The organism is Pueribacillus sp. YX66, assembly GCF_041725775.1.
Classification (GTDB): domain Bacteria; phylum Bacillota; class Bacilli; order Bacillales; family UBA6769; genus Pueribacillus.
The window spans coordinates 14,884-27,017 of the sequence record NZ_JBEUEL010000020.1; the positions used below are offsets into that span (position 1 = coordinate 14,884).

Annotated in this window: 10 protein-coding genes and 3 pseudogenes; 7 read left to right on the forward strand and 6 right to left on the reverse strand. The window is 33.5% G+C overall.

All coding sequences use genetic code 11. From position 1 onward, the window contains the following. Window positions 1-42 precede the first annotated feature (42 nt). Both ABU914_RS09860 and ABU914_RS09865 read right to left on the reverse strand, forming a co-directional pair. A complete protein-coding gene (locus ABU914_RS09860; protein WP_379669565.1) occupies window positions 43-807 on the reverse strand; it encodes an IclR family transcriptional regulator in 765 nt (254 codons plus the stop codon). A gap of 80 nt (window positions 808-887) precedes the next feature. Beyond that, window positions 888-2,453, reverse strand: coding sequence for an amidohydrolase (locus tag ABU914_RS09865; RefSeq protein ID WP_379669566.1), 1,566 nt, complete (start codon window positions 2,451-2,453; stop codon window positions 888-890). A gap of 114 nt (window positions 2,454-2,567) precedes the next feature. On the opposite strand from ABU914_RS09865, the gene ABU914_RS09870 reads away from it, so the two are divergent. The 6 genes from ABU914_RS09870 (at window position 2,568) to ABU914_RS09895 (ending at window position 7,211) form a co-directional block, all read left to right on the forward strand. Then, the gene (locus ABU914_RS09870) at window positions 2,568-3,326 is read left to right on the forward strand and encodes an SDR family NAD(P)-dependent oxidoreductase (RefSeq protein WP_379669567.1); all 759 of its coding nucleotides are present in this window, start codon (window positions 2,568-2,570) and stop codon (window positions 3,324-3,326) included. Window positions 3,327-3,365: 39 nt separating this feature from the next. After that, window positions 3,366-3,497, forward strand: a complete 132-nt coding sequence (locus ABU914_RS09875; protein ID WP_379669568.1) for a hypothetical protein — start codon at window positions 3,366-3,368, stop codon at window positions 3,495-3,497. Between the two features lie 44 nt (window positions 3,498-3,541). Further along, on the forward strand, window positions 3,542-4,495 hold the full coding sequence (locus ABU914_RS09880; RefSeq protein ID WP_379669569.1) for an MFS transporter: 954 nt from the start codon (window positions 3,542-3,544) through the stop codon (window positions 4,493-4,495). 26 nt (window positions 4,496-4,521) lie between these two features. Then, window positions 4,522-5,472, forward strand: coding sequence for an MBL fold metallo-hydrolase (locus ABU914_RS09885; protein WP_379669570.1), 951 nt, complete (start codon window positions 4,522-4,524; stop codon window positions 5,470-5,472). Window positions 5,473-5,641: 169 nt separating this feature from the next. Further along, window positions 5,642-5,830, forward strand: coding sequence for a hypothetical protein (locus tag ABU914_RS09890; protein ID WP_379669571.1), 189 nt, complete (start codon window positions 5,642-5,644; stop codon window positions 5,828-5,830). Further along, complete coding sequence (locus tag ABU914_RS09895) at window positions 5,823-7,211, forward strand: amidase (protein ID WP_379669572.1); 1,389 nt, start codon at window positions 5,823-5,825, stop codon at window positions 7,209-7,211. The genes ABU914_RS09890 and ABU914_RS09895 overlap by 8 nt, the downstream gene beginning before the upstream one ends. Before the next feature lie 394 nt (window positions 7,212-7,605). On the opposite strand, the gene ABU914_RS09900 is transcribed toward ABU914_RS09895, so the two are convergent. Beyond that, window positions 7,606-7,815, reverse strand: a complete 210-nt coding sequence (locus tag ABU914_RS09900) for a DUF4190 domain-containing protein (protein WP_379669573.1) — start codon at window positions 7,813-7,815, stop codon at window positions 7,606-7,608. Between the two features lie 523 nt (window positions 7,816-8,338). Between ABU914_RS09900 and ABU914_RS09905 the strand changes: the two genes are divergently transcribed. Next, entirely contained in the window at window positions 8,339-8,509 is a 171-nt protein-coding gene (locus ABU914_RS09905; RefSeq protein ID WP_483880150.1) for a hypothetical protein, read from the forward strand. Between the two features lie 142 nt (window positions 8,510-8,651). Here ABU914_RS09905 and istB read toward each other — a convergent pair. From istB to ABU914_RS09920, 3 pseudogenes are all read right to left on the reverse strand, one after another. Continuing rightward, window positions 8,652-9,402, reverse strand: a pseudogene (gene istB / locus ABU914_RS09910) (IS21-like element helper ATPase IstB). Continuing rightward, window positions 9,392-10,465: pseudogene (istA, locus tag ABU914_RS09915) on the reverse strand (IS21 family transposase); the annotation flags it as partial. The pseudogenes istA and istB, both read right to left, overlap by 11 nt. 109 nt (window positions 10,466-10,574) lie before the next feature. Then, window positions 10,575-11,982 (reverse strand): annotated as a pseudogene (locus tag ABU914_RS09920) (IS1182 family transposase). Window positions 11,983-12,134 lie beyond the last annotated feature (152 nt).

Below are 12,134 nucleotides of genomic sequence, written 5' to 3' on the forward strand. Positions count from 1 at the left end.
AAAGTTAGTTGAGATAAGTACCGTGCTTCAATGTTAATTTATTTAATTATCGAGCATTCTTTGTTGAATTTTTCTTGCATATTGTTGTAACTCTTTAATATATTTTTGTTCGATTTTTTTACTATATCGTGTCTCAGGGAAATAAATTCCGATAGTTGCTACGATGAATTCGTTTGAATCGAAAATAGGAACCGCAATACCAATCGCATCGGAAATACGTTCACCTTTACTTAATGAGTAACGTTGTTTGCGAATTTGCTTTAATTCATCACGTAATTGTTTTTTTGTTAAAGTAGCAGAAGTGTATTTTTTGTATTCGACTTTTTCAAAATATTGATTGATTTCATTGTCAGATAAAAAAGCTAAATGCAACTTTCCAGCAGCTCCGACATATAAACTATATTCATCGCCAAGTGGAGTTGTTACCTTTAACATTTGGGTACTTTCTCTTCCAGTTAAAAATAAATAATTATAGCCAGACCGAATAGTTAAATAAACTGATTCATCCGTTTTAGTAGCAAGTTCTTCAATGTATCGATCGGAAATAGCAACAATATCATATTTTTGATATTTACGGATTAATTGAAAGAGGAGTATACCAGGTGAGTAGCGTTTAGTTTTGTCGTTTTTATACAGTAATCCACGTTCTGCCATGGTTGTTACTAAACGGAATGCTGTTGTTTTACTAATATTTAATTCTTTTTCTACATCAGTTAAACTGATCGATTCAGAACTTAAAAACATACGTAATAATGAAATGGCATTATTAACGGTATTTAGCTGATTAGGTGATTTTCGATTACCCAAATACATCACTTCTCTCCATTAGAAATTGATAGTGCATGAATGTCATAATACTATGATTATACACCTTTATCAAGTTTACACTATATTAGTTTATTTTTTTCATAAACTATTTTACCGTCAATCCAAGTTTGTTGTGCTGTCAATGTTTTAAGTTGATTAAGAGAGCAAGTTAATGGGTTATGATTAAGTACAATAAAATCGGCATTATATCCGACAGCAATTTTCCCACGAATATGTGCCCAATTACTAACTTTTGCAGCATTGGTTGTAAATAACTGTATCATTTGTTGGCGAGTGAGTGCTTCATTTTTATTAATATATTGTCCTTTGCGAGTTTTCCGTGATGTCGCTGTGTACATGCTTTTCCAAGGATTAATTGTAGCGACAGGAGCATCGGATCCAGCTGCTAGTGTAATACCATGATTTTTTACTGTTCGCATTCGATAAAGCCATTTGTGAAACACTTTTTCAACATCTTGTACATAACGATTACCATGATCATAAATTAAGCTTGGATTAGTGACAACGTCGATTTGTAGTCGTTGGATATCTTTTAAGAACGTATCAGGACATAAACTCAAATGTTCAAATCGATGCGATAATTGTACGTTTGTTTGTTTTTCGGCTTGTTTAATCGCTTCGATAGCAACAGCAATCATTTCAGGTTCAACGACATGTATAGCTAGTGGGATATGATGTTTACAGCAAGTAATCGCTATTTCAGTTAACTGGTCTAAATTCGGATTAAGTCCATTTGCTGATTCGATGACAACTTTCACATGGCCAAGGGATAAGCGCCCATCTTTGATTACTGTTGGCTGCTCATTCAATTGTTGCTTTATCGAATGGTAGTTTTCAATGTTTGTCATTAGTTGCACGGTAATTGGCCAATCATCGTTGATTATTTTCGTCCAAAGGAACACATCGGATACGTCATTTGTCGGTGATGCATCATAGACGGCAACAATTCCGTATTTTAGCAGATCCGTTTGTAACTTTGAAATACTTTGTTTTATTTCCGTTTGGGATAAGGGAGGGATAACCGTTGATGATAACCAGGCATCACCCCCATAGATAATACCAGTCGGTTCATTTGTTATTGGGTCACGATCAACTGTTACATTAGCTGGTTCAGAAGAATGTTTAGAAATACCGGCCATATTTAATGCTAGGCTGTTTAATACCGAAACATGCCTAGTAACGTGACGTAATCGAATTGGATGTTTCGTCGATGCTTGATCTAAATCCCATCGTGTCGGATGACGTTGTTCTCTTAAATAAAAAGTGTCATAATTCATCGCACGAATCCATTGATTAGGCGGAAGAGTCATTGCTTTTTTATGAATGAGTTGAATGATATCAGCGATACTAGTGACATTTGTTGCATCACAAGATAATGAGACATATTGACTTAACACGCCCTTTAAATGAAGATGGGCATCAATTAGACCAGGCATGACTGTTCTGTTGGCACCATCGATGATTATACCTGATTTGGATAAAGGGACGTCTTGTTGTTTGTCAGTTAAAAGAGCGATGATTTTTCCATCAGCAATCGCTATCCCTTTTGCGACTGGCTGCCGTGGCTCCATAGTTAAAACGTTTACATTTTTAACAACCGTATCAGCGAGTTTATGATTATACATTGATTGTCTCCTTCATGTAACAATAATAGAAAGGTACTATCTATTTTCTATATTTATTATAAAGTAATCCAAAAAGGATATAAAGAAATTTAGAAGAAAAAGGAGTGGAATTATATGAGATTAAAAGGTAAAGTTGCTTTAGTAACAGGAGGTTCTTCTGGTATTGGTAAAGGGATTTGTTTAGCATTTGTAAAAGAAGGTGCAAAGGTTGTTTTTAATGGACGTAACGCTGAGAGGGGAAAAGCGACAGAAAAGGAAATGTGTGACTTAGGTTATGATTGTAAATTTATCCAATGTGATTTATCTAATCATGATCAATTAACGGGTCTAATCGATCAAGTAATCGATACTTATGGGAAATTAGACGTTTTAGTAAATAATGCACATGGTGGAATGGATGAAGATAGTTTGTTTGAAGATGTTTCGGATGAAATAATGGAGAATGCACTTAAAGGTGGATTTTTGCCAACCTTTATTTTAATGCGTGATTCGTTACCATATTTAAAAGAAACAAAAGGTAAAGTGATTAATTTTGTATCAGGAGCTGGTATGATTGGTTTAAGTAAAAAGACAACTTATGTAGCAGCGAAAGAAGCAATTCGAGGCATTTCACGTGTGGCAGCAAATGAATGGGGCAGATACGGGATAACGGTAAATATGGTTTCGCCAATCGCTGGGTCACCAGGTGTTGATGATTGGAAAGATAACGATCCAAGAGCTTATGAAAAAATGGTTTCGTTAATTCCACTACGGCGACTTGGTGATGCGGAGGCAGATATTGGTCGAGTGACGGCGTTTTTAGCAAGTGATGAAGCAAGTTATATAACGGGTCAGACGATTATGGTAGACGGTGGGACTGTGCTAGTACGTTAAATAAATCATATATAGAAATGAGTGATTGAAATTAATAAAATGCTTAAACCGGCAATCATTTCAATCTCCTTAATTACAGTAATGTCAGCAAGTGCAATTTCACCTGCTCTCTATTTAATTGCTGCTATTTTCCCTAATGCAACACCAACAATGATAAAGGACCATCTTTAACGATTGTTCCTTTTTCTTTTATTTCAAGCTATTTAGTTAATTACATGTCAAAACGAAATTTATTATTACTTGGTATATCGATTTATATTATCGGTGGAGTCGGTGGACAATTTGCGAATACAATTTGGATATTATTATTATTGCGCTTGTTATTGGGGGCCGGTGTTGGTTTAATTTTACCATTATCAATGTCGTTAATTAACGATTATTTTACAGGGGATGAACGTACGAGAATGATGGGATATAATTCGGCATTTAGTAATTTTGGTGGAATTGTAACGATTGTGGTCGCAGGAATTTTAGCTACATACGGTTGGAGAATACCTTTTAATGTTTATTTAATTGGTTTTGTCGTTATGTCGCTAGTATTCTTCTTTATTCCTAATGAAAGAGTTAAAAATGAAGTAACGGAAAAAGAAAAAACAGGTATTCCTTGGATTGTTTATGTTTATGCATTAGGAATGATGATGATTATGATTGCTTACTTTTCCATCTCGACAAATATGGCCTTGTTTTTAGCAGAAAACCAATTAGGTGAATCTCGCTTAGCTGGGATGATTATATCTTTTACAACGATTGGTGGAATGACAACGAGTTTACTTCTCGTACAGATTCAATCAATTTTTAAAGAATATACAGTTACGGTTATGTTAATCGGTATGGGATTAGCCTTTACATTTCTATCATTTACTAATTCCATTATCTTGATTATGATAAGTGTATGTTTAATTGGTTTTGGTCAAGGAAGTTTATTTCCGATTATTATTTTAAAAGCATTAAACCGTGTTGGACCACAGTATAGCGAGCGTACGATAGCGATTACTTCTAGCTTTGTTTTTTTAGGACAATTTTTATCACCTGTTGTACTAGAGACTGCTAGTAGTATTTTTAATCAGAAAATGATTCGTTTCCAATTCACTTTTTTAGCGATATGCTTTTTTATTTATTTAGCGATTACCATTGCATTTAATATAAGTAAGGTTCTTCGTTCATCATAAATCTAAATTGATAGGGGTGTTGTCTGATGTTAAAAGAAGTTGCAGCTGATATATATAAAATAGCATTACCAATGGACTACAATATGGGCTATGTGAATAGTTACTTAATTAAAGAAGATGAAGGTTATGCAATATTTGATACCGGTGAAAATAGGGAGGAAGTTAGAGAGATATGGCGTAATATTATTGCCGATGGGTACAACATAACAAAAATATACGTTACCCATATGCATCCTGACCATATCGGGTTAATAGGATGGTTTAAGGAAACATATGACACGGAAGTGGTTGCTGCGGAAATAGGTTATGAGTTTTTATTGGAGGAACGTAAACGTTTTATTAATGGAGTTTATCAAAATGATGATATGGTAACATTAATCAAGTGCTATGGTGGTCCCGAAATTGAATCATTTGCTAGCAGTTATTACAAATATGATACTTATCAATTTGAACCGACGCAGCTGTTTAAAGATAATGATATTTTAAAGGTTGGTCAATATGCTTTTAAAGCCATTTGGACACCTGGTCATTCTCCGGATCATTTTTGCTTTTATGATGAGGCATCGAAGATTATTATTACAGGCGATCATATTTTACCTCATATTAATCCAATTGTCGTACCAAAAGATAAACGTAAAAACAAGTTGAAAATTTATTTAGACGCAGTAGATAAATTAACGGATTTAGAAGCAGAATTAGGTTTACCAGGCCACGAAGGTATCATCGAAGGATTAAACGAACGGATTGCAGAAATGAAAAAGCGATATAACAAACGTTTTCGTCAAATCGTTGAGTCTGTTCAACAAAAAAGTAAAACGCCCTATGAAATATCAGAAGAACTGTATAAGAATAATACACCGACTTCAATTATGCAAACTTTCACATATATCGTATATTTAGAAGCGTTAGGCTATGTATCAATTACCGAAAAAGATGGGATTTATCAGGTGAATGGGGAAATTGTTACGGACACATAAATATTTGTATATTCTCCATAAAGATAGAAGGGGAATGGATTACAATTAGGAAAGTTGATAAAATACTTACAATTTAAAGCAAAACACTATATTAAATATGTCATTATGAGGAAGGATATATATATCAAAATAATGACTGAAATATTCATGTGAAAACGGGGTGAACATTTTGGATAAACAACAGTATAAAGTATTATTGGAAATGGATGGATTAGATCGCAATAAGTTTAATTTGGAAAATTTACAATTTTGGAGTGAAACTTTAAAGTTTAATTTTAGAGCTTCTTATAAAAACGATACTTACGAAAACTTACGACCAATTTTTAGCTTGAAGCAAAAGGTTGATCATATTGAATAAAAAACCTATTGAATTTCTCCAATGGGATATAACAAAATTGTCTAAAAAAATTAAAAATAAGGAACTCTCTCCTGTTGAAATAACAACCACACTATTGGATAGAATTAATGATCATAACCCTTCTATAAATTCATATATTTCGATTTCTGCTGAAGCTGCTATTACACAAGCCAAAAAACTGGAATCAGAATTATTAAATGGCGTGTATAGGGGACCTTTACATGGTGTACCAATTGGATTAAAAGATAATGTGAATGTGAACAATATGCGAACAACATGTGCTTCTATGTATTACGAGGATTTTGTACCAGACGAAGATGCGACCGTCACAGCAAAATTAAAAAAGAATGGTGCTATTATTATTGGAAAAACAAATATGCACGAATTCTCTGCGGGTGCAACAGGAGATTTATCACATTTCGGCCCAGCTAAAAATCCTCACAATATGAAGAAAATTGCTGGGGGATCAAGTTCGGGCTCTGCAAGTGCTGTGGCTGCTAATTTAGCATTTGCTTCGATAGGCACCGATAGTGGCGGATCTATTAGAATTCCCTCGGCTTTTTGCAATATTGTCGGATTAAAACCAACGTTCGGACTTATTAGTACGTATGGAATAAAACTTTTAACTGCTACGCTTGAACATGTCGGGCCGATGACAAAAACAGTCAAAGATAATGCACTTCTGCTAAATACTATTGTTGGTTATGATAAAAAAGATCCTTATTCTATTAATTTTAAAAAACAAGATTACACACGATATATTGGAAATAGTATAAAAGATTTGATCATTGGCATTCCGAACAATTTCTTTTTTGATTTAGTTCAAGAAGATATTAAAATTTCCCTTGATGAAACAATTAAAGATTTAATGGATATCGGAGTCAAAACGAAAAGAGTCACGATTAACACGATAGAGGATTTAGTTGTCGCTCAACAGATAATTATTACGGCGGAAAGTTATTCGATGTTACAAAAGGAACTGAGAGATGCTCCTGAGAAAATAAACAAAGAGGTTAGAGATTTTTTAGTAAGAGGTGCCAATATACAAGCTAGTGAATATTTACATGCATTAAAAATCAAACATAGAGCAATCGATGAATTAAACAGTTTATTTAAAAGAATCGACTTTTTATTGGCTCCCACTACGCCTGTTTTTCCACCTTATATTGGTCAACGTTTACTTGATATTAATGGTGAAGAATATCCGACACATATGTTAACTCACTTAACCGGAGTTATGAACACAACTGGTTTTCCATCTATTTCAATTCCTGGAGATTCTATTAATGACCTCCCCCTTGGTATACAACTAGTTGGGAAACCTTTTTCTGAAGCCAAGATTTATCAATTAGCTTATGTTATAGAAAAAATACACTTTTAACAATAATCTTGTTGTAACAATAAATTAGTTCTATATCGGACTTTATAGTACTTAAAAGCCACACATAATTTTATAAAAGAAAAACAGGAAAACCTCATCTATAAATAGGCGAGGCTTTCTTGGTAGTCTTTGAATCTGAAGATAATTCATCTCCAACCTCTTTCATATCTTTTTTTACGGAAAGATTTATTGCAACTCAAATTGAATTCTTGTTTATATCTACTATAATACCTTGTATATCATTCTTACCACATCATGTGAGTGAAACACGAAATAGTATAGCAATAATCGCTCTCAAGAACTATTTTTTCATAAAATCTTCTAAGAAATAAATTATCGTAGTGAGATTAACTGACCGTTATAATACTTCTTATTAAGGAAAGCGTTCGTTTGCTCAGTTTACAACGCCGATAGAATTAGTGAATTGCATAAAAGCTAGGAATGCGATTATTGCTAGGGTCTGAAGAGCTATTCCAACTATACTACATATAAAACCAGCAATTGCCATACCTTTACCCTTTTCTTGATTATTGTCTATCTCTTTTTCACTTTTTGGATAAAGAATAAACCTTGTAACACCTGCAATTAACTCAATAAACGCCAAGAAAATCGATTGTATCCCTAGTGTAAGAATAGCAATTGATTTACCATTGATTCGGTCGACATTATTCGAGCTTAATAAAATGTATACGAATTCACATTAAAAATCACATTATTATTAACATATTATTTTCCCCCAAAAAACAACGAAGTTATGCGGTTTAGAAGCATTAAAAAAGGTGAATTTTAAAAATTCACCCCAAAAACAAAAAATAGTCTCTCGGAAATTAAATTTCCGCATAAGCTCTAGTCTTTCGACTAGGGCTTTTTATGTGCTTCACCCCCAAAAATCAAAATAATAATGAGCTAATTGCGATGTTCTGTAATGCGTGTGGCTCTAAGGTTTGTGAAGAGGGGTAAATTTATTTTCCCCCAAAAAACAACGAAGTTATGCGGTTTAGAAGCATTAAAAAAAGTGAATTTTAAAAATTCACCCCAAAAACAAAAAAATAGATGAACCCTTGTCCTATATAGGTTATACTTGTTTATAACCACATAAACTAAAAACCTAAGGAGGTCCATCTATTATGGCTATTATACCACAAATGAGTTTATTTTCATGGAAAGATATCGAGGATTTAGGAGATTTAAAAAGACTAAAGTTGGTCATTGAACATTTACCTGATGAAGAACTAATGATTACGCTAGAAAAGCAAAGAAAAAACGGAAGAAATGATTATCCTGTTCGCGCTATATAAATGTCAAGATAAGAGTGTACATTTTTGACTAAATAAGAATGTACACTTTTTGTGGGAGATGTATTTAATAATTGTTTGGCTTAAGCCAAAAAATTATTAAATTTTCGCCACGATTATACAGGACTCACCATCTTTCTTTGATTTACTTTTCGCTTTTTATATGGTCCTTTAATCGATAAGAATCACCTACTATATTAACTACTGTTGCGTGATGCAGAACTCGATCTAAAATTGCATTTGCTAACTTAGGGTCCTGAAATATCTTTGCCCAATCTTTAAAGTTTGAATTGGTAGTAAATATAGTACTTTTATTTTCATATCTTAAATCAATCAATTGAAAAAAATAATTTAGCGTCATCTGAATCAATTGGCAAATATCCAATTTCATCAATAATCAATAATTTATATTTGGCATAATGTTTAAGCCGGTTCTCTAGTCGATTCTCAAGTTTTGCCTTCTTTAGATTTAAAATCAAGTCATGACATTTTATAAAATAGGTACTCGTTCTCTTTTTAGCGGCCGCAATCCCAATTGAAGTTGCCAGGTGAGTTTTTCCCACTCCACTGGTACCTAAGAAAACGATGTTTTCTTTTCGTTCGATAAATCGTAAAGATGCAAAATCTAATATTTGTTCTTTATTTACAGATGGTTGGAATTCGAAATCAAAATCCTTAATTTCCTTGTGATGTGGAAATGCTGCTACTCTAACCATTGCGCGTACCATGTTTATTTCCTTCATATCAATTTCATAGTCGGTCAATTTGATAAGAGTATCCACAAATGAAAGCCGATTATTATTCATAAAATCTATTGTTTCATCTAAATGAGTAACCATCTGATTCAGCTTTAAATACTCCAAATTATCGACCAACTTTGTATAACTACTGCTCATTATCGTACACCTCATTAATCGCGTCTAGATTTTTTAATGCTAATTCCTCTATTTCATTTGTGTAGGGCAATTGTTTACTTAATGTTTCAATATAGTGTTCCTGCTTATAATTTAGCTTTCTCTGCTGTATTTCGTGTTGAACGATTAATTCCGTGCTATAATAAACGTGTATATGATTGTCATACACTTGTAAACTTACAATTTTTCCAATGTAACCTGCTGGTACAGAATATTGGTTAGATTTGTAAGTAATCATGTTTGAACGATTTACCTTTACAAGTGTATGATTTATTTTATAAGCCTCCCTTATTTGTTTACTTGGTAGTGGTAGTAAATGATTCTTTTCTTTTTGGAAACTCAGTATTGGTATTTTACCTGAACCTTGGTTATATTCATTGTTTACACGATTACATAGTTCTTCTATAAACTCATTCAACTCTTCATAGTTAAACTTTCCCTGATAAGCATGTATTTCATCAATTATTTTCATAGGGGCTTCAACCTTTCCCTTAGTTTGGGCTCTTCTCGCAATGCACGGTTTTACTTCAAAATTAAAATCTTTTGCATACTGATGGAATCTTTCGTTTACGACTCCTTTCTGATATTTTGTTCGTGACTCGTCCATCGCAGTTTTCATATTATCTACTAATATTGTTTTAGGCACCTCTCCAAATCTTTCAAAGGATTCTGTTAAAAACGATAATAATATACTTTGTGACTTAGATATTGATAAATGATACGCTCTGAAACGTGAAAGCGATAAAAGTAAAACAAAAACATTAACGTATAAAATTTCACCATCCTTTGTAATGTATTTCATATTTTCCTTCCAATCTAATTGTGCTTGTTCTCCTGGCGGAGTTTCAAATCGTATGACATCTTGGCTAGCATGTTTTCCTCGATTCGCATCAAAATATTGTTGGAATTCAGGTTTTTTAGATATATAAGTCCGAAAATTAGATGAGGAGCAATCTAACCCATAATTATCTTTTAAATACTGCCATAATACTCGCTTGTAATAAAATTTTTGCACAGAATCAGGAGACAACAGCTCCTTAATTACATTTGCGAGTTGCTACAGTGATTTTCGGATTGTGCTGTTCCTGCAGGAGTCTGCGTGTAGCCGAATTTCACACAATCCATATCAGCACTAATTCATTATCATTTTACCATTATGCAACCTGAGTGATTAATTGTGTATTGATTCGATCAACTGCTAATTTCGATGCATTATAAATAAGTGTTACGATATCAAAATGAACTTTAGCTCGTTTACCTGTGCAATAACGCACGTTATTAAGTTGAAAAAATTCCTTAAGATATGCATTCACTCGCTCAACGGCGGTACGCCGTTTAAATATATTTTTCCATGCCACAGAACCACGCGCCGGTGCAGTATATCGGCGAAGGTCCTTTGTTATTTTCATTTTAAATACTTTTTGACAAATACCATCATTAGCTAACGGACAATCAATACACTCTTTGGGTTGGGTATATTTTAACGTTTCGTACTTGACATCGTAGCTATCGTATCGATAAGAGTGTTCCCTGAAACAAGTTGGCGCAAAGTGCTTATCAAATCCAATTATTTCAGACTCATTGCGTTTATTATAAGCAATGATTGATTGATGTCCCATTTTGTACACCTGTTTATATATCGCTTCGTAATCATATCCAGCATCCATTGTCTGATAACGTAATTTAGGCAGCGATAAACGTTCGTGAATACCCTTTAAAAGTGGAATCGCCGCTTTACCATCATTTAAATTTCCAGAGGAAACGAGTGACTGCAAAATATACTGACTTGATGTTCCAACAGCTAAATGTCCTTTGTAACCAAACCAAAATTCATTTTTACCTTCACTATTTTTCTTTACACCCCACTTAGGGTCTGTTGGGACCTCCTTGCGTAGCTCGCTCAATGAAGCGTCCAACTGATTTTCGATTTTCTTTTCATATATAGACATGTTAGCCTCTTTTTCAGCCTGTTCTTTTAACCATTGTTCACGCTCAGCTTTTGATTTTCGTCCACGTTTTTTCGGTTCAGCCTTCGGCTTTTCTTTTTTCGTAGGTGCTTGATCGCGTGCTTCGAAGTGAGTAGCATCAATTGCGACTGTGTCATCAGTAACGAATCCCTCTTTAATCGCTTGAATAATAAGCCTCTCTTTCACTTCATCTAAAACGTTAGATTCACTAAGTTGTGTAACAAGTCTTGAATAAGAGGATTCCGATGGAACCGCATCAGACACACGAAATCCACAATTTAATTTAAAAGCGATATCATCATCAAGTCGTTTAATTAGGTCTTTAATTGTCGGTATACGTTCAACATAACGAATAAAAAAGGAAATAATCATTGCTGGATAATTAAGTTCTGTAGGTGCACCTACCTTAGTTTTTTTACTTACCTTAGCATAGATTAAGTCCATGTTTATTGCCGAAATAATTTCATTATATTTTTGGTTAGACCAGCTATAAAAAGTCAAGGTAAAAATAAAATTAATTTCAGAAATGTGATTTAGGTTGCATGTCATATAATTCTTGGATGCTAAAAAAGCATTCTTGCCGTATAATAGTCATAGGAAGTATCTCTCCAATCTTTTTGATAGTGTGATTTCAACTACTATTATACAAGATTTGGGGAGGTACTTCTTTTTTGACAACTCAAATCCCTTGCCCTGTAAGGGCTAGGAATTATGAAATTCACTCAAGTAAATAGTTAATTTAAAAGC